The organism is Pseudomonas sp. 3B-A001-10F, assembly GCF_056313565.1.
In genome coordinates this window covers 65,419-83,889 of the sequence record NZ_JBQYFW010000016.1, presented here as the reverse complement: position 1 = coordinate 83,889, position 18,471 = coordinate 65,419, and the positions used below count along the sequence as shown (strand labels likewise).

At 58.5% G+C, this 18,471-nt stretch carries 17 protein-coding genes and 1 other RNA gene; 11 read left to right on the top strand and 7 right to left on the bottom strand.

All coding sequences use genetic code 11. The features are described from left to right. The first annotated feature begins 183 nt into the window (after positions 1-183). Complete coding sequence (gene recN / locus AC0ZWN_RS16420; RefSeq protein WP_007915217.1) at positions 184-1,857, top strand: DNA repair protein RecN; 1,674 nt, start codon at positions 184-186, stop codon at positions 1,855-1,857. A gap of 75 nt (positions 1,858-1,932) precedes the next feature. On the opposite strand, the gene fur is transcribed toward recN, so the two are convergent. Beyond that, complete coding sequence (fur, locus tag AC0ZWN_RS16415; protein WP_003221515.1) at positions 1,933-2,337, bottom strand: ferric iron uptake transcriptional regulator; 405 nt, start codon at positions 2,335-2,337, stop codon at positions 1,933-1,935. 97 nt (positions 2,338-2,434) lie between these two features. Here fur and AC0ZWN_RS16410 point away from each other — a divergent pair, with 97 nt between their 5' ends. Continuing rightward, positions 2,435-2,962: an outer membrane protein assembly factor BamE gene (locus AC0ZWN_RS16410; protein WP_093435741.1), complete on the top strand. Its 528-nt coding sequence runs from the start codon at positions 2,435-2,437 to the stop codon at positions 2,960-2,962. A 60-nt stretch (positions 2,963-3,022) separates the two neighbouring features. On the opposite strand, the gene AC0ZWN_RS16405 is transcribed toward AC0ZWN_RS16410, so the two are convergent. From AC0ZWN_RS16405 to AC0ZWN_RS16395, 3 genes are read right to left on the bottom strand one after another with little or no spacing between them, the layout of a single operon-like run. After that, entirely contained in the window at positions 3,023-3,337 is a 315-nt protein-coding gene (locus tag AC0ZWN_RS16405; protein WP_095049704.1) for an RnfH family protein, read from the bottom strand. Continuing rightward, on the bottom strand, positions 3,330-3,764 hold the full coding sequence (locus AC0ZWN_RS16400) for a type II toxin-antitoxin system RatA family toxin (RefSeq protein WP_016986510.1): 435 nt from the start codon (positions 3,762-3,764) through the stop codon (positions 3,330-3,332). The genes AC0ZWN_RS16405 and AC0ZWN_RS16400 overlap by 8 nt, the downstream gene beginning before the upstream one ends. Before the next feature lie 7 nt (positions 3,765-3,771). Then, entirely contained in the window at positions 3,772-5,175 is a 1,404-nt protein-coding gene (locus AC0ZWN_RS16395; RefSeq protein WP_093435729.1) for a sodium-dependent transporter, read from the bottom strand. A 119-nt stretch (positions 5,176-5,294) separates the two neighbouring features. On the opposite strand from AC0ZWN_RS16395, the gene smpB reads away from it, so the two are divergent. Continuing rightward, entirely contained in the window at positions 5,295-5,777 is a 483-nt protein-coding gene (gene smpB / locus AC0ZWN_RS16390; protein ID WP_007915208.1) for an SsrA-binding protein SmpB, read from the top strand. A gap of 103 nt (positions 5,778-5,880) precedes the next feature. Here smpB and AC0ZWN_RS16385 read toward each other — a convergent pair whose 3' ends face one another. Further along, entirely contained in the window at positions 5,881-6,648 is a 768-nt protein-coding gene (locus AC0ZWN_RS16385; RefSeq protein ID WP_414926682.1) for an FCD domain-containing protein, read from the bottom strand. A 262-nt stretch (positions 6,649-6,910) separates the two neighbouring features. Between AC0ZWN_RS16385 and AC0ZWN_RS16380 the strand changes: the two genes are divergently transcribed. The 7 genes from AC0ZWN_RS16380 (at position 6,911) to ssrA (ending at position 15,402) form a co-directional block, all read left to right on the top strand. Beyond that, on the top strand, positions 6,911-8,605 hold the full coding sequence (locus tag AC0ZWN_RS16380; RefSeq protein ID WP_320413892.1) for a lactate permease LctP family transporter: 1,695 nt from the start codon (positions 6,911-6,913) through the stop codon (positions 8,603-8,605). Between the two features lie 150 nt (positions 8,606-8,755). After that, positions 8,756-9,580, top strand: coding sequence for a (Fe-S)-binding protein (locus AC0ZWN_RS16375; protein ID WP_186623055.1), 825 nt, complete (start codon positions 8,756-8,758; stop codon positions 9,578-9,580). After that, positions 9,577-11,031, top strand: a complete 1,455-nt coding sequence (locus AC0ZWN_RS16370) for a LutB/LldF family L-lactate oxidation iron-sulfur protein (RefSeq protein ID WP_476335761.1) — start codon at positions 9,577-9,579, stop codon at positions 11,029-11,031. The genes AC0ZWN_RS16375 and AC0ZWN_RS16370 overlap by 4 nt, the downstream gene beginning before the upstream one ends. Further along, entirely contained in the window at positions 11,031-11,702 is a 672-nt protein-coding gene (locus tag AC0ZWN_RS16365) for a LutC/YkgG family protein (protein WP_460097871.1), read from the top strand. Before AC0ZWN_RS16370 ends, AC0ZWN_RS16365 begins: the two co-directional genes overlap by 1 nt. After that, positions 11,699-14,509 carry an FAD-binding and (Fe-S)-binding domain-containing protein gene (locus AC0ZWN_RS16360; protein ID WP_476335760.1) on the top strand — a complete coding sequence of 937 codons (2,811 nt, stop codon included), beginning with the start codon at positions 11,699-11,701 and terminating at the stop codon, positions 14,507-14,509. The genes AC0ZWN_RS16365 and AC0ZWN_RS16360 overlap by 4 nt, the downstream gene beginning before the upstream one ends. 130 nt (positions 14,510-14,639) lie before the next feature. Beyond that, complete coding sequence (locus tag AC0ZWN_RS16355; protein WP_476335759.1) at positions 14,640-14,918, top strand: hypothetical protein; 279 nt, start codon at positions 14,640-14,642, stop codon at positions 14,916-14,918. A 95-nt stretch (positions 14,919-15,013) separates the two neighbouring features. Beyond that, positions 15,014-15,402, top strand: a transfer-messenger RNA (tmRNA) gene (gene ssrA / locus AC0ZWN_RS16350). Positions 15,403-15,579: 177 nt separating this feature from the next. Here the strand turns inward: ssrA and AC0ZWN_RS16345 are convergent. Continuing rightward, the gene (locus AC0ZWN_RS16345) at positions 15,580-16,206 is read right to left on the bottom strand and encodes a hypothetical protein (protein WP_258709227.1); all 627 of its coding nucleotides are present in this window, start codon (positions 16,204-16,206) and stop codon (positions 15,580-15,582) included. A gap of 76 nt (positions 16,207-16,282) precedes the next feature. Further along, complete coding sequence (locus tag AC0ZWN_RS16340; RefSeq protein ID WP_476335757.1) at positions 16,283-17,323, bottom strand: DMT family transporter; 1,041 nt, start codon at positions 17,321-17,323, stop codon at positions 16,283-16,285. A 204-nt stretch (positions 17,324-17,527) separates the two neighbouring features. Here AC0ZWN_RS16340 and AC0ZWN_RS16335 point away from each other — a divergent pair, with 204 nt between their 5' ends. Continuing rightward, positions 17,528-18,451, top strand: coding sequence for a hypothetical protein (locus AC0ZWN_RS16335; RefSeq protein ID WP_476335756.1), 924 nt, complete (start codon positions 17,528-17,530; stop codon positions 18,449-18,451). Positions 18,452-18,471: the final 20 nt, after the last annotated feature.

Below are 18,471 nucleotides of genomic sequence, written 5' to 3'. Positions count from 1 at the left end.
GGGGCCGCAAAATCAGGCTTCAAGGGCCTTCAAACATTAACCCTACAAAAAAGTGTCGAATCTTCATTCCTCAATGCACTAAGCAGATTTTCGGTTCAAGCAAATCGACCTAAGGGAGGGCATTGTCAGCGCGAAACAAAACACTGTATAAATAACCAGACCTTTAGCTTGGGAGCGGCCTTTATGCTGGTGCACCTGTCCGTACATAACTACGCCATCGTTGAACATCTCGATCTCGAACTTGATCGCGGGATGAGCGTGATCACGGGTGAAACCGGCGCCGGCAAGTCGATCATGCTCGACGCGCTGGGCCTGACCCTCGGCGATCGTGCCGACAGCGGCGTGGTGCGCCCCGGCGCCGACAAGGCCGACATCCTCGCGACCTTCGATCTGGCGGACATCCCTGAAGCCAGCGCATGGCTGGCCGAGCGTGACCTGGAGACCGACGGCCCGTGCATTCTGCGCCGGGTGATCACCTCCGAAGGTCGTTCACGCGGCTACATCAACGGCACCCCCTGCCCGCTCGGCGACCTCAAGTCATTGGGCGAGTTGTTGATCGATATCCATAGCCAGCATGAACACCAGTCCCTGCTGAAAACCGATACTCACCGCCGCCTGCTGGACGAGTACGCCGGCGCTACCGACCTGGCCCGCCAGGTTCAGCTCGCCGCCCAGCGCTGGCGCCAGACTCGCCAGGAGCTGGAGCGCCTCTCCAATTCCGGCGACGAACAACGCGCCCGCCATCAATTGCTGAGCTATCAACTTGAAGAGCTGGAAAACCTCGGCCTCGGTGATAACGAGCTGGAGCAACTTGAGCAGGAACACAAAAACCTGACCAACGCCGAAACCTTGCTGGGCATTTGTCGGCAAGTGGTCGAACAATGCAGCGAAAGCGATTCCGGCAATGTATTGAATGCACTGACTGCCAGCCTCAATCGCCTGTCGAGCGTGAACAATTCCGTTGGCGCACTGGGCGAAGCGAGCAGTTTGCTCACCAGCGCACAGATTCAGGTCGAAGAAGCCGTTGGCGAACTCAATCGCTTCCTCGATAACTTCGATGCCGATCCGGCGCGCCTGCAATATCTGGAAGAACGTCTCGACGCTATTTATACCCTGGCGCGCAAACACCGGATTCAACCCACCGAAGTCGGCGAAATGCAGCAGAAACTGCTGGATGAGATCGAAACCCTCAACGCCAATGACGAATCCATTGAGCGCCTGGGTGAAGAATTGGCCTCCTACGCCCGCCACTATCAGGAGAAAGCCCGAGAACTGAGCGATTTGCGTCATCAGGCCGCCGGCAGTCTCGCCAGTGCTGTTGAGCAGGAAATTCAGCGACTGGGCATGCCGGGGGGTCGCTTCACCATCGAATTGAAGGCCAACAGCAGCGACGAGTTATTGCCCAACGGGCTGGAACAGGTCGAATTGCTGGTCAGCGCCAACCCGGGCCAGCCGCTGAAGGCGCTGGCGAAAGTCGCTTCCGGCGGTGAGCTGTCACGGATCAGCCTGGCGATTCAGGTCATCACCGCACAGACATCCCGTGTTCCGACGCTGGTATTCGACGAAGTGGACGTCGGCATCGGTGGCCCGACCGCAGAAATTGTCGGCCAACTGTTGCGCCGTCTCGGCGATCGCGGCCAGGTACTGACTGTCACGCACTTGCCGCAAGTGGCCGCGCAAGGCCATCAGCATCTGTTCGTGCACAAGGTGCGCGGTGAAGAGGCAACGCACACTGCCGTTTCCAAACTGAGCAAGAATGACCGTATAGAAGAAGTGGCACGGATGCTCGGCGGCATCGATCTGACCAAGGAATCCCTGGCCCACGCGAAAAAAATGGTGGTCACTGCCAAGGTTTAGCAATGACAGAAAGCACGAAGGCGACCCTTGGGTCGCCTTCGTTCGTTTCGCGAATGTGAAATTCGCGCGACATGCTTACTTTTTCTTGCGCACGTACAGCACCAGATTGTGATCTACCAGATCAACACCGTGCTCCTCGGCAATTGCCTTCTGGAGCTTTTCGATTTCCGGGCTGACGAATTCGACGACTTCACCGGTTTCCACGTTGACCATATGGTCGTGGTGGCCACCGTCGGCCAATTCGAATACCGCATGGCCGCCGTCGAAGTTGTGACGGACCACGAGGCCAGCCGCTTCGAACTGGGTCAGAACACGGTAAACCGTGGCCAGACCGACGTCCTCACCAGCCTCCATCAACGCCTTGTAGACGTCCTCGGCACTCATGTGACGCTGCTCTGTAGAGTCGAGCATTTGCAGGATCTTGACCCGTGGCAGGGTCACTTTGAGGCCGGCTTTGCGTAGTTCGCTATTTTCAACCATGGTCAGCTTTCTCGCGATGCTGCTTCGCAGCTTCTCTTAATGCGGGTATGATCGGCGTTTACGTTGTCCCAGCCAAGATAGTGGAAGTCGCCCACCGATGCAAAACACCAAGCTCTTGCTAACCAGTTTCACCTTTGTGGGACTGCTCGCACTCGCCGGTTGTTCATTCCCCGGGGTTTACAAAATCGACATCCAGCAGGGCAATGTCGTCACGCAGGACATGATAGACCAGTTACGCCCGGGAATGACCCGGCCGCAAGTACGGTTTATCATGGGTAACCCTCTGCTTGTCGACACGTTCCATGCCGATCGCTGGGATTATCTGTACAGCCTGCAACCGGGTGGCGGTGAACGCCAACAGGAACGCATCAGCGTTATTTTCAACTCAAACGACCAGCTTGTCAGCCTGTCCGGTGACTTTATGCCGGGCGTAAGCCGTGATGAAGCCATTCTCGGCAAGGACAATGGCACGACCGTGACCGCTCCTGCTGAAAACGCCGAGAAGCCAAAACCGGAAAAACCGGTCAAGCCAGGTTCCTTGCTGGATCAGATCCAGAAGGACGTCGATGGTGTGGAAACCGTTCCGGTTCCAACACCAGAGCCGCTGGACACCTCGCCGCAATAATTTGCGACGCAATAAAAAACCCGGAAATTCCGGGTTTTTTATTGCCTGCGATTTGGCTTTTTACGCGTTTCGCGCTTTGGCCTCGGCAGCCTTGGCCGCTCGCAAGCGTCGAACCTCTTTCGGATCGGCAAGCAATGGGCGGTAAATCTCGATGCGCTCCCCTGCCTGAATAACCCGCGAGTCCGGGTCAGCAACCACTTTGCCAAAGATGCCCAGCGGGCACTCCGCCAGATTCAACTCGGGAAACTCGCTAGCGATACCCGACGCAAGCACCGCAGCCCGCACCGTCGCACCTTCATTGACACTGAACGAGCGCAATACCTGACGATCCACCGCCGCGTATACCACCTCTATCTCGATCACCGGCTCAACCATGCATCTGCTTGGCGCGCTGACAGAACGCGTCCACCAGCGTATTGGCCGCCTGATTGAACAGCGGCCCCAGCGTCGCGCGCACCAGCGGTCCGGCGTAATCGAACGACAGATCCAGACTGATCTTGCAGGCCTTCTCGTTCAATACCTTGAACACCCACACACCGTGCAACTGATTGAACGGGCCTTCTTCCAGGTTCATTTCAATCGACTGCCCCGGCACCAGCGTATTACGCGTCACGAAATGCTGACTGAGCCCGCCCTTGGCTACGCCAACACTGGCGCGCATATGCTCCGGCGAGCTTTCCAGCACTTCCGCCGAGGAGCACCACGGCAGAAATTCCGGGTAGCGCGCCACGTCGTTGACCAGGTCATAGAGAAATTGCGCCGGGTACGGCAGCAACGCCGATCGTTGAATATGTGTCGTCATGTGAGCGTTACTTCCAGAGCTGAGCGGCAAACACTACAAGAATGCCGATGGGCGCCACGTAGCGCATCAAGAACAAAGACAGGGCGAACAGTAGCGGATTGCGGATCGACAACTCGTCGCGTACCGCTTCACGCCCCATCACCCATCCGGCAAACAGCACGAAACACAAGCCACCGAGCGGCAGCATGATCCGTGAGGTGAAGAAATCGATCACACCAAAGAAGTCCAGACCGCTCTGCGCCCCCCATTGGTAGAGATGGAACATCCCGCCTTCGTTCACGAAAAATTTGGCTTCCTTCCAGATATTGAAGGAGAACACCGTGCCCAGACCGACGAACCAGCAAGTGAAGGCAAGCCAGAAAGTCACCCACGCGCGGCTGACTTTGGTGCGCTCAACCAAGTAGGCAACCATCGGTTCCAGAAGGGAGATCGCCGAGCTCCAGGCAGCGATCGCCACCAGCACAAAGAACACCACGCCCATCAACTGCCCGAACGCCACATTACCAAAGGCAAATGGCAGACTGACGAACATCAGCCCCGGTCCTTCGCTAGGGTTCAGGCCTCCGGCAAATACAATCGGGAACAAGGCCAGACCGGCGATCAGCGAAACAAAGGTATCGAGCAGCGCCACACCGACAACGGTGCCCGACAACGATGAGCTCTTCGGCATATAAGCACCGTAGATCATGATCGAACCGACACCGACGCTCAGCGAGAAGAACGCGTGCCCCATGGCCGGCAACAAGCCGTCGAGGACTTTTTCCGGGTGGAAGTCAAACATGAAATGCACGCCCTCCATGAAATGCCCGGTGGTCATGCTGTAACCCAGCAACACCAGAATCATCACGAACAGCAGCGGCATCATGATGCGCAGGCTGCGCTCAAGCCCGGCGACCACGCCCTTGGCGATGACGAAGGCCGACAGCAGCATGAAAATCGTATGCCAAAGTGTCAGACGCCATGGATTGGAGATGACATTACCGAAATAGGCGCCGACCTGATCGGCCGTGGCGCCCTGGAAGTCGCCGCGGCCCATGTCGACGATGTAGTCCAGCGACCAGCCGCCGACCACACTATAGAAAGACAGGATCAACAACGCTGTGATCATCCCGGCAAATGCGCCCCACGACCATTTGCCCGAGTGCCCGGCTTCCAGCGCCAGCACCTTCAAGGCGTTCGCCGGACTCTGGCGGGCGCGCCGGCCGATCAGGGTTTCAGCGAGCATAACCGGGATGCCGATCAGCGCGATGCACGCCAGAAACATCAGCACAAAGGCGCCGCCGCCGTAGACCCCGACCATGTAGGGGAACTTCCAGATACTACCCAGTCCCACGGCCGAACCGGTCGCGGCGAGTATGAATACCCAGCGGCTAGCCCAACTGCCGTGGACAGAAACCTTGTCTGTCGACATCGTTTATCACGCCCAAGCGTTAGAAAAAGAGGCCGCATTGTCCGGGATTCACTCAACCTGCTCAAGCACGCAGCAACACCGTAGCCGACGGCGGTTTATCTCCATATAATGCCGCCCCTATGGCTAAACAGAAGAAACACCCAACAGGGACCATCGCGCAGAACAAAAAGGCGCGACACGATTACTTCATCGAGCACAAGTTCGAGGCTGGTCTGGTCCTGGCCGGCTGGGAAGTAAAAAGTCTGCGGGCAAGCAAGCTACAGCTGGTCGACAGCTATGTCCTGCTCAAGGATGGCGAAGCATGGTTGCTCGGCAGCCACATCACGCCTCTGATGACCGCAAGTACCCACGTCATCGCTGACCCGGTGCGCACACGCAAATTGCTGCTCAACCGCCGCGAGCTGGAAAAGCTCGCCGCCGCTGTGCAGCAAAAGGGTTACGCCTGCGTCTGCCTGTCCTGGTACTGGAGCAAGCACATGGTCAAGTGCGAAATTGCTCTGGGCAAGGGCAAGAAGGAATACGACAAGCGTGATACCGAGCGCGAGCGCGATGCCGGTCGCGAACTGCAGCGTGCGGTGCGCAACAAGGGCAAGGAAGACTAGTCTTCCCCCCGAAAGCAAAGATCGCGGCCTGCGACAGCGCCTACAGGGGAATACATATTCCAATGTAGGCGCTGTCGCAGGCTGCGATCTTTTGCTTTGAAAATCACATCCCCTTGCGCCGCTCCGCCCGGGCCATGCGCTGAACCTCTTGCCGCACCTCTTCCAGCACTTCCTGCACATACAAGATATGTCGGCTGGAGACTTCTCGCGCCTGCTCCGCGCGACCTTCAATAATCGCCAGATACAATTCCCGATGCTGGGTGATCAGCATGTCGCGGGTTTCCGTGCGCTGCTTGTACATGCCGCCGATGTTGGTGACGACGTTGCGCTTAAGCAGATCGAACAGTCCGCGAATGGTGTGCAGCAACACCGCGTTATGGCTGGCTTCGGCAATCGCCAAGTGGAATTTCGCATCCGCCGCGCCCTCCTCCGCCCGACTGACTTCATCGTGCCGCGAATAGCAGTCCTGCAGCTCTTCAAACGCGGCGGTCAGTCGCTCACGATCGACATCGGTGGCGCGCAATGCGGCGTAATAGGCGCACGATGCCTCCAAAGTATGCCGAAACTCCAGTAGATCGCGCTGTGCTTCAGGATTGCTTTCGAGCAACTGCAGCAGCGGATCACTGAACGTCGAGCCGAGGCTTTCCACGACATAGTTGCCGCCGCCCTGACGACTGATTAGCAGACCTTTGGCCGCCAGTTTCTGGATCGCTTCACGCAGCGAAGGCCGTGATACGCCAAATTGTTCTGCCAGCGTGCGCTCCGCCGGCAACCGCTCACCGGACTTCAGCGTGCCCTCAAGGATCATCCCCTCAAGTCGCTCGACAATATCGTCAGACAAACGGCGCTGACGTATCTGATCAAACCCCATAACTCATTTCTCCACGATCCCGACCGCTCGCCGGGCTCTCTATTCTGGCCTATCGGCGCCTTGCCGACACCTACCAGACACCACTTGCGCAAACCAGATCAGATGCGATCTGCACCGCTTGTTCGACAAAAGTTTCAGGGCGACAAATTGACACACCGACACCAAGGCTTTTACCCTAGCCAACAGCGATTGTAAATTGGTATTACCAATTATCCAAGAACGCTGACAGTGCCTGACCAACAACAATTAGGGGCCACCCCATATGCAAACCTGGCAACAGCTCTACAGCCCGCTCGGCAGTCTCGGCGTGTCCGCACTCGCGGCCGTCATCCCCATCGTGTTCTTTTTCCTCGCATTGGCGGTGTTCCGCCTCAAAGGCCATGTGGCCGGGAGCATCACCCTCGCTCTGTCGATTGCCGTGGCGATCTTCGCGTTCCACATGCCGGTCGACATGGCCTTCGCCGCTGCCGGGTATGGCTTCGCCTACGGTCTGTGGCCGATTGCCTGGATCATTGTCGCGGCGGTGTTCCTCTACAAACTGACGGTCAAAAGTGGTCAGTTCGAGGTCATTCGCAGCTCGGTGTTATCGATTACTGACGACCAGCGCCTGCAAGTACTGCTGATCGGTTTCTGCTTCGGTGCGTTCCTGGAAGGTGCCGCCGGTTTCGGCGCGCCAGTGGCAATTACTGCCGCGTTGCTGGTCGGGCTGGGCTTCAACCCCCTGTACGCCGCTGGCTTGTGCCTGATCGCCAACACCGCACCGGTAGCGTTCGGTGCACTGGGGATCCCGATCATCGTCGCCGGCCAAGTCACCGGTATCGACGCGTTCAAGATCGGCGCCATGACCGGTCGCCAACTGCCGTTGCTGTCGCTGTTCGTGCCGTTCTGGCTGGTGTTCATGATGGACGGCCTGCGCGGCGTACGTGAAACCTGGCCGGCTGCGCTGGTTGCAGGCCTGAGCTTCGCCATCACCCAATATTTCACCTCGAACTTCATTGGGCCAGAATTGCCGGACATCACCTCGGCGCTGGCCAGCCTGATATCGCTGACCCTGTTCCTGAAAATCTGGCAGCCAAAACGCACCGCAGGCGCGCAAATCGCCGGCGCCACGTCGAGCGCAGCGATCACCGCCAGCGTCGGCGGTTTCGGCCAGAAGCGCACCACCGTGGCGTCGCCTTACAGCCTCGGGGAAATTTTCAAAGCCTGGTCGCCGTTCCTGATCCTCACCGTACTGGTGACCATCTGGACGCTGAAGCCTTTCAAAGCGATGTTCGCCGCTGGCGGTTCGATGTACAGCTGGGTGTTCAACTTCGCGATTCCGCACCTTGATCAACTGGTGATCAAAACCGCACCGATCGTGGCCACCCCTACCGCCATTCCAGCAGTGTTCAAACTCGACCCGATTTCCGCGACCGGCACGGCGATTTTCTTCTCCGCGCTGATCTCGATGCTGGTCTTGAAGATAAACTTCAAAACTGGTCTGACCACTTTGAAAGAGACCTTCTACGAACTGCGCTGGCCCATCCTGTCGATCGGCATGGTGCTGGCGTTCGCTTTCGTCACCAACTACTCCGGCATGTCTTCGACCATGGCGCTGGTGCTGGCCGGTACGGGCGCCGCGTTCCCGTTCTTCTCACCGTTCCTCGGCTGGCTGGGCGTATTCCTCACCGGTTCGGATACTTCATCCAACGCCCTGTTCAGTTCGTTGCAAGCAACCACTGCGCACCAGATCGGCGTCAACGACACCTTGCTCGTGGCGGCGAACACCAGTGGCGGCGTGACCGGCAAGATGATCTCGCCACAATCGATCGCCGTGGCCTGCGCCGCGACCGGTCTGGTGGGCAAGGAGTCGGATCTGTTCCGCTTCACCCTCAAGCACAGCCTATTCTTTGCAACGATTGTCGGTTTGATCACCCTGGCTCAGGCCTACTGGTTCACCGGCATGCTGGTCCACTAAACCTACACGCGAAACAGAAATAACCGACGCCGATCCGTGATTTCGGCGTCAGCAATTCACAACCCGGTCTGTAAGGCTGCTGAAAGCAACGCTCTTTATATTCAGCAGCCGCCACAGACGGATAACCGGGCCCACCCGGAGACACGCCTGATGAGCGAGCTTTTTTACAACGCTGTGCCAAACGCGACCCGCGTGGCACCGCCACTGCCCGAACCTCGGCAATACCCCAGCGAGAAACCGTCGCGGGTCTACCTGTTCGGCACGTGTGTGGTCGACCTGTTCTACCCCGAAGCCGGGATGGACGCGATCCACTTGCTGGAGCGCGAAGGGATCCGGGTCGAGTATCCGCAAGGGCAGAGTTGCTGCGGCCAACCGGCCTACACCTCGGGTTACACCGAGCAGGCGCGGACGGTAGCGCGCTCGCAACTGGCGCTGTTTGCCGGGGATTATCCGGTAGTGGTGCCGTCGGGTTCCTGCGCCGGCATGCTGCGTGAGCATTACGCCGACTTGTTCAAGGACGAGCCGGAGACGTTGAAACAGGTTCAGGCCCTCGCGGCCCGCACCTATGAACTGGCCGAGTTTCTGCTGTTCGTCTGCAAGGTGCAGCTCAAGGACAGCGGCGCACCGGTCAAAGTCGCGCTGCACACTTCGTGTTCGGCACGGCGCGAAATGAACACCCACCTGCACGGCCGCGAGTTGTTGGCGCAGTTGAGCAACGTGGAACGGGTCAACCATGACCACGAAAGCGAATGCTGTGGCTTCGGTGGGACATTCAGCGTCCGTATGCCAGACATTTCCGGCGCGATGGTGGCTGACAAGACCCAAGCGTTGAAGGATTCAGGCGCGCACAAGGTGTTGAGCGCCGATTGTGGCTGTTTGATGAACATCAACGGCGCATTGGAGAAACAAAAAGAAGCGCTGCGCGGGCAACATCTCGCGAGCTTCTTGTGGCAACGAACCGGGGGTGCGCAATGAGCACTTCCGCGATTATTCCTACGGTCGCCGTAGAAGAAGATTTCCGCACCCGGGCACACAATGCCTTGGGCGATCAGCAGCTACGGAACAACTTCCGCACTGCCATGGACTCACTGATGGTCAAGCGGGCAGCCGCTTTCAGTGATGCCCACGAAAGAGAACATTTGCGCGCACTGGGCAATTCGATCAAGGCCCGCGCGCTGTCCAAGCTGCCCGACCTGCTCGAGCAACTGGAACAGAACCTGACCCGCAACGGTGTGACAGTGCACTGGGCGGAAACGGTGGACGAGGCCAATGGCATCGTCTTATCGATCATCCGTGCTCACGAGGCGCGGCAAGTGATCAAGGGCAAATCGATGGTCAGCGAAGAGATGGAGATGAACCATTTCCTCGAGGCTCGGGACATTGAATGTCTGGAGTCCGATATGGGGGAATACATCGTCCAGCTCGACCACGAGAAGCCTTCACACATCATTATGCCGGCGATCCACAAGAATGCCGGTCAGGTCGCGTCCTTGTTCCACGACAAACTTGGCGTGGAATACACCAAGGACGTTGACCAACTCATTCAGATCGGTCGCAGAGTCCTGCGGCAGAAATTCTTCGAAGCGGACATCGGCGTCTCCGGTGTCAACTTCGCCGTCGCCGAAACCGGCACCCTGCTGCTGGTGGAAAACGAAGGCAACGGGCGCATGACCACCACCGTGCCGCCGGTGCACATCGCCGTCACCGGCATCGAAAAAGTCGTGGAAAACCTACGCGACGTGGTGCCGTTGCTGTCACTGCTGACGCGTTCGGCGCTGGGCATTCCGATCACCACTTACGTCAACATGATCTCCGGCCCGCGCAAGGAGCACGAGCTCGACGGCCCGCAGGAAGTGCATCTGGTGTTGCTCGACAACGGTCGCAGTCAGGCCTTCGCCGACAGTGAACTGCGTCAGACCTTGAACTGCATCCGCTGCGGCGCCTGCATGAACCATTGCCCGGTCTACACCCGCGTCGGTGGCCACACCTATGGCGAGGTGTACCCGGGACCGATCGGCAAAATCATCACCCCGCACATGGTCGGTCTGGCCAAAGTCCCCGATCACCCGAGCGCTTCGTCGCTGTGCGGTGCCTGCGGTGAAGTGTGCCCGGTAAAAATTCCGATCCCGGCAATCCTGCGGCGCCTGCGCGAAGAGAACGTCAAAGCCCCGGACAGCCCGAATCAAGTGATGCGCGGTCAGGGCAGCAAATACTCGCGCAAGGAACGTTTCATCTGGAACGCCTGGGCCAGGCTCAACAGCTCGCCGACCTTGTATCGATTGTTCGGCTTCTTCGCCACGCGCCTGCGTGCATTGACGCCGAATAACGTCGGCCCGTGGACACAAAACCACAGCGCGCCGAAACTCGCTGCCCGCTCACTGCACGACATGGCCCGCGAGCATCTGGCCAAACAGGGAGACCGCTGATGAGCGCCAAGCAAAATATCCTCGGCAAGCTGCGGAAAAGTCTGACTGGCGCCACACCGATTGCCGACAACTTCGATGTCGAACTAGTGACGCAGCCTTACACCTACAGCGCCGAACAACGCATCCCGCAACTGCGCAAATTGATGGAAGCGGTGCACACCGAAATCCACCTGACCTCGGGCGAAGAATGGCCGGCGTTGCTCGCACAATTGTTGCGCGACCGCCAGTTGCCGAGTTTGTTGATCGCGCCGACGACAGCGCACGGGCAGAAAATCAAACAGCATTGGGCGAACAATCCTGATCTACCGACACTGAAATCCTACGACCGACCAATGGAAGAGTGGAAAGCCGAACTGTTCAACGACACCCCGGCCAGCCTCACCGGCACCCTCGGTGCCATCGCCGCCACCGGCAGCCTGATCCTCTGGCCAACCCGCGAAGAACCGCGGTTGATGAGCCTGGTACCGCCGGTGCATTTCGCCCTGCTCAAGGCCAGCGAAATCCGTGACAACTTCTATCAGGTGCAAGAGGAATTCGTGTGGGCCCAGGGCATGCCGACCAATGCGTTGCTGGTGTCCGGCCCGTCGAAAACAGCGGACATCGAGCAAGTGCTGGCTTACGGCGCCCACGGCCCGAAAGACCTCGTGGTGCTGATCCTGGAGGACCAATGACGCTTCCGGTAAATTTCCTGCGTGATGCGCAACAACTGATTCCAGCCGAGCGCCGTTTTGATGACCCGTTATCGACTCTGGCCTTTGGTACGGATGCCAGTTTTTATCGACTGATCCCGAAGCTGGTAATCCGCGTCGAGTCCGAAGATGAAGTGGTGGCGCTGCTAAAACTGGCTCAGCGCGACCATGTTCCAGTGACCTTCCGTGCGGCGGGCACCAGCCTCTCCGGTCAGGCGATCAGCGATTCTGTTTTGATCGTGCTTGGGGATAACTGGAACGCCCGCGAGATTCGCGGCCAAGGCACGCAAATCCGTCTGCAACCCGGGGTGATCGGCGCACAGGCCAACGCATGGCTGGCACCGTTCGGGCGCAAGATCGGCCCGGATCCGGCGTCGATCAACGCCTGCAAGATTGGCGGCATCGTCGCTAACAATGCCAGCGGCATGTGCTGCGGCACCGCGCAAAACACCTACCACACGCTGGCCGGGATTCGGCTGGTGCTGGCCGATGGCACGCGTCTGGATACCGAAGACGCGGCCAGTGTCGCGGCATTCCGCGTAAGCCACGGCGATCTGCTTGAGCGCTTGGCAACTTTAGGTCGCGAGACCCGCGCCAACGCCGAACTGGCTGCGCGAATCCGCCACAAATACCGTCTGAAAAATACCACCGGCCTGTCACTCAACGCCCTGGTGGATTTCGATGAGCCCGTGGATATCTTGAGCCACCTGCTGGTCGGCTCCGAAGGCACCCTCGGTTTTATCAGCGCGGTGACCTACGACACGGTGATCGATCACCCGAACAAGGCCTCGGCGCTGATCGTGTTTCCGGATGTGGAAACCTGCTGCAACGCGGTCACCGTACTGAAAAGCCAACCGGTGTCCGCCGTAGAACTGCTGGATCGGCGCAGCCTGCGCTCGGTGCAAGACAAACCGGGCATGCCCGCTTTCGTACAACAGCTGTCGAACAATGCCTGCGCGCTGCTGATCGAATCCCGCGCCGCATCTTCCACTTTGCTGCAGGAACAACTGGCGCAGATCATGGCGTCGCTCAGCGGCTTCCCAGTGGAGAAGCAGGTCGACTTTACCGAAGACCCTGCCGAGAACGCCAAGCTCTGGGCGATCCGCAAGGACACCTTCCCCGCCGTCGGCGCAGTGCGCAAAACCGGCACCACGGTGATCATCGAAGACGTGACCTTCCCGGTCGAACAACTGGCGATCGGCGTCAATCGCCTCATCGAGCTGTTCGACAAACATGCCTACGATGAAGCGATCCTTTTCGGACACGCACTGGAAGGCAATCTGCACTTCGTCTTCACCCAAGGCTTCAACAACCCGGAAGAAGTCGCACGCTATCAAGCGTTCATGGACGACGTCGCGCAACTGGTCGCGGTGGAGTTTGGCGGTTCGCTGAAAGCCGAACACGGCACCGGGCGCAACATGGCGCCGTTCGTGGAACTGGAATGGGGCAGCGACGCCTATCAGTTGATGTGGCAGCTCAAACGTCTGCTCGACCCTAACGGCATTCTCAATCCCGACGTGGTGCTCAGCGAAGATCCGCAGATCCACCTCAAACATCTGAAGCCGCTGCCAGCAGCCGACGAGATTGTCGATAAGTGCATAGAGTGCGGCTTCTGCGAACCGGTCTGCCCGTCGAAAGGACTGACCCTGAGCCCGCGCCAGCGCATCGTCATCTGGCGCGATATTCAGGCGAAAAAACGTGCAGGTGTCGACACCAGCGAACTGGAAAAAGCCTACGAGTACCAAGGCATCGACACCTGCGCCGCGACCGGTCTGTGCGCGCAACGTTGCCCTGTAGGCATCAATACCGGTGAGCTGGTGAAAAAACTCCGAGCCCGACACGCAACGCATCAGAAAACCGCTGACTGGATCGAAGGAAATTTCGCCAAGACCCTGCAAGGCGCGCGCTTCACCCTGCATGTGGCCAACGGCGCACGAATGATGCTCGGCGCACCGCGTCTGGCGAAACTTTCGGCAACCATTACGCGCCTGTCCAAAGGCCAGGTGCCGTTGTGGACGAATGCGATGCCGCAACCGGAGAAAGCCATTCGCTTCAGCCCCAGCGTGTCGGACGAGCGCCCGCGCGTTGTCTATCTGGCCGCGTGTGTGTCGCGAGTGATGGGCCCGGCGGCGGGTGACAAAGAGCAAATGTCGCTCTACGACAAAACCCGTGGCTTGCTGGAGAAGGCCGGCTACCAAGTGGTCTTCCCGGACAATCAGGACAACCTCTGCTGCGGCCAGCCCTTCGCCTCAAAAGGCTACGCCGAACAGGCCGAACACAAACGCCAAGAGTTGATCAGCGCACTGCTGCATGCGAGTCGCGGCGGACTCGATCCGATCTACTGTGACACCAGTCCGTGCACGTTGCGCCTGGTTCAGGACGTAGGAGAAATCCGTCTGGATCTGTACGACCCGGTGCGCTTCATCCGTACGCACCTTCTCGATCGACTCGAGTTCTCCCCGCAAGATGCACCGATTGCCGTGCACGTGACCTGCAGCACGCAGCATCTGGGCGAAAGCCAGGCGTTGATCGATCTGGCGCGCAAGTGCAGCAACAACGTGGTGATCCCGGAAGGCATTCACTGCTGCGGGTTTGCCGGCGACAAGGGCTTTACCACGCCGGAGCTGAACAGCCATTCGCTGCGCACGCTCAAGGATGCCGTGCAGCATTGCAGCGAAGGGATTTCCACCAGTCGGACCTGTGAGATCGGTCTGACGCAACATGGCGGAATTGAATACCACGGGCTGGTCTATCTGGTGGATCGCGTGACCCGGGCGAAGGCCTGCTGAAGAAAAATAGAACCCTTGAGTTCGACTGTAGTCCACAGAATAACCCCGGCTGATCGGGGTTTTTCTTCCATACGGTTGCCCGTCCTGACGGCCAGCGAAGTCTGGACCCACTCGGTTCAAGGAGATACACATGAAACGTTCTGTACTGTTAGGTCTGTTCGTTACTGCATCGATGATGGCGTCCGCTTCGTTCGCCGCTGACAAGCCTGCTGACCTGTGTGATGCCAATATCCAAGAGATCACCAATCTCAAGGCCGGACTCTCAGCTTCGCCAGAAAAGGCCCAGCTTGCTGAAACCAGCTTGAGTAAAGCCCAAGCGCTCAAACAGGCTGGCAGAACCGACGACTGCGTTGCAGAAACCTCCAAAACCAAACTGGAACTCCAAAAAGCTTCCGGCACCAACAATTGATTCAAGCCCGGCCAACCTTCGGGTTGGCCTTGCAGGCCGATTGGCGTACACTGCACACGCTTGTTGCTCAAACAGATGTACTGAGCAATGAGTTCGGGGCCGTTTAGGATTCGACGCCGGTTGCGAAACTTTAGGTGCATGCCGACTTGGTAACAGAAGTCGTAAATCCACTGTTGCAACTACTTATAGTTGCCAATGACGACCAATACGGTGTTGCTCTCGCTGCTTAATTGCAGCTGACAATGCTCCTGGTACCTTCGGGTCCAGCAATCATCAGGGGATGTCTGTAAACCCAAAATGATTGTCATATAGAACAGAATCGCCGTGCAGTACGTTGTGGACGAAGCGGCTAAAACTTACACAACTCGCCCAAAGCACCCTGCCCTTCGGGTCGCTGAGGGTTAACTTAATAGAAACGGCTACGCATGTAGTACCGACAGCGGAGTACTGGCGGACGGGGGTTCAAATCCCCCCGGCTCCACCAACTCTCAACGACAAAGCCCGCCAAGTGCGGGCTTTGTTGCATCTGGGCATCTACCACGCTGCGCACTAAAGACCGCAGCCTGCACTCGATCAGGCTCGATACCCCGGCAATGCTTTACCCACCCCAAAAAAAGGACGACCTAATGTCGTCCTTTTCCATACCTGCACTCATAAACAATCAATGAGCAACGCCAAGCAAATCCGGCCGACTGGACTTGAGCATCGCCTCATTGACCTTGCCCTGAATCGAGCAAGTAAACATCCCCTTACTCCCAGCACTCAGCTCTTCCGGAGCCGGTTCAATCAAGAACACCCGCTCAGCACTGTCGACCACCAGCTTACCGGCAGTGGCAGCAGGATCTTCCGGCTGCCAGCTGGATTTGCCATGGGACCAGATTTCCGCGCGAGCGTAGAGTCCCTGCGACATGTCCAGGCGTGGGCCGCCCGCTTTTTCCAATTGAGTGTGGAGTTCGTTCGGCGTCTGTTTGGCGTAGAAGCCCCAACTGATGATGCGCGTGCCCATCAGATCCATGTCTTCGGCGTAAAAGCCGGTCAACGACATGCCATCGATCTCGACCGGTTTGGCAAACATCCAGCGCTGCCCCATGTCGCTCTTGGTGCCGCCGGACAATCTGATCTGGCCATTTTCAACGGTGCTTGGCACCAGATCCTTGATCAGAGGTGATTGCACAACAGCCAGTGAGTGATCGTCACAAGCGGCAAACGACGCCACCGGTGAGGGTGCAGCGGCAACGCTGAAAGCAGAAAACAGGGTCACAAGGGGCAGCAGGAAAAAGGGTTTCATGGAATGACTCGAATGAAAGACTGAAGACAAAAAATGATATCACAATGATATCAATCACCAGACTTCAGACATTCAATCAATGCTCATGCCGATGATGCACATCCGGAAAATGCGCATGCCGATGCCGCATCGGCGTATGCACATGCGGATGACTGTGCGGCTCCGCTCCATCCCATTCAAACCCGTGCGTATGCTGATGATGCTCGTCGTGGGTGTGGCGATGATCATGCTCGAGCAATTCGTGCTGATGCTCATGAGCATGGTTCTCCATCAGGTGAATCCATACCCCCACGGCCATTAACGCTGCAGCGAGCAGGAACATCAGCGATACCGACTCGCCCAATAGCAGAATCGATATAGCTGCGCCCAGAAACGGCGCGGTGGAAAAGTATGCGCCGGTGCGTGCACTGCCCAGCCCGCGCAGGGCGAGGACGAACATCACCAGGCTGACGCCGTAGCCGAGAAACCCGACCAGCAGGATGGGCACCAGCGTGGTGGCCGCAGGCATTTGCGTGCCGATGAGCAAGGCCAGGCCGCAGTTGACCAGACCGGCGACCAGGCCTTTGCTGCCGGCGATGAACAGTGCGTCCGAGGCAGAGACTTTCCGCGTGAGGTTATTGTCGATGGCCCAGCAAAAGCAGGCGAAGGCGACGGCCAGCGGGCCTGTCCAGTCCTGCGCCGACACGGTCTCTTGCGGCCAGGACAACACGACACCGCCGGCCACGATGGCGAGCATGCCGATCACGATTCGCCGATCGGCATTTTCCTTGAACACTACCCACGCCAGCAGCGCCGTGAGCACTGATTCCAGGTTGAGCATCAGTGACGCGCTCGCACCGGACGTTCTGGTCAAACCGAACATCAATGCCACTGGCGCCAGCACGCCGCCAAAGCCGATGGCTCCGACCAGCCACGGCCATTCGCCGGCTCCGAGTCCGGACCGCTGCCAGCCTCGATCGCGGGCAAAACGCAGGACGGTCAAACCCAGCCCGCTGCCCAGATAGAGCAACCCGGCCAATAGAATCGGTGAAATCTGTACCCCCAGCAGCTTGGCGAGTGGCGTGCTGGCGCCAAACAATGCTGCCGCAACCAAAGCGTAGAGAACGCTCACATTCATGACGGGATCACTCGCTCGGGCCGATGGAATACCGGTAATGATCATGGCAAAACTCAAGTGAGAATTATGTGAACAGCTGATTCGTGTCAGAAACATCACCTCAAGCACGTGCTCAAATCCAGCAACATTTAATCCGCGTAATCACTGGGTGCCTGCTCGACGCAGCCTCTATGCTGGGTACATCGAGATGCGATGGAGTTGATGATGAAAACCTGGATTGCCGCCGCGTTGGCCGCACTGATTTCTCTGCCGGTCCTCGCAGCAGATACTGGCGCTGTGCGCGTCGAACCGATCGATTTCCCAACCAGCGCCGACAGTGTCCAGCGCAAACAGTCGATCAAGGGCGAGCAGACGGCGGAGTACAGATTCAACGCCAAGGCCGGCCAACTGCTCACCGTCGATTTCAAACCGTCCAACACCTCCGCCTACTTCAACATCACCGCCAAGGGCGCGGATTACGCGCTGTTTAACGGTTCGATCATGGGCAATCATTTCCTCGGAACATTGCCGGCCGATAGCGAGTACACGGTTCAGGTCTATCTCATGCGCAATGCCGCACGGCGCAACGAAGTGGCCAACTACGAGCTGTCTCTGCGACGGGTCAATGGCGACGCCACCAGCGGGAAACAGTCATTCGAGCAGACGCTGGAATGGCAGGGCATTGCCTTTCACGTCAGCACCGAACAGGTCGATGGCAAACCGACGCTGCGCATCACCCCCAAAGGTCTGGAGATCGATAACGCGGTCATCAGCGGGGCGCTCACCGGTGAGGTCGTGCGTGCCGAGGTTGCTGACCTCAATAACGACGGCTCCCCCGAACTCTACGTGTTTACCCGCTCGCCCGGACGCGGCATGCCGGGCGAGCTGATCGCCTATTCCGCCAACAACAAGAAATCCCTGAGCGAAATCTACCTGCCGCCGGTCAGCGACAATCCGAAAATCGCCGAGGGTTATCAGGGCGAGGATTCGTTTGCAGTGGTGGAAAACGCGCTGGTGCAGCGCTTCCCGGTGTATGACAGCGCTGATGCAGGCGCAGGCCGCACGGGGAAGATGCGCCAGGTTCAATACACGTTGATGGCGGGCGAGGCCGGGTGGGTTTTGCGCGAAGATAAGGTGGCGGAGTATTGAGTTGACGTCACCGGGCTCAC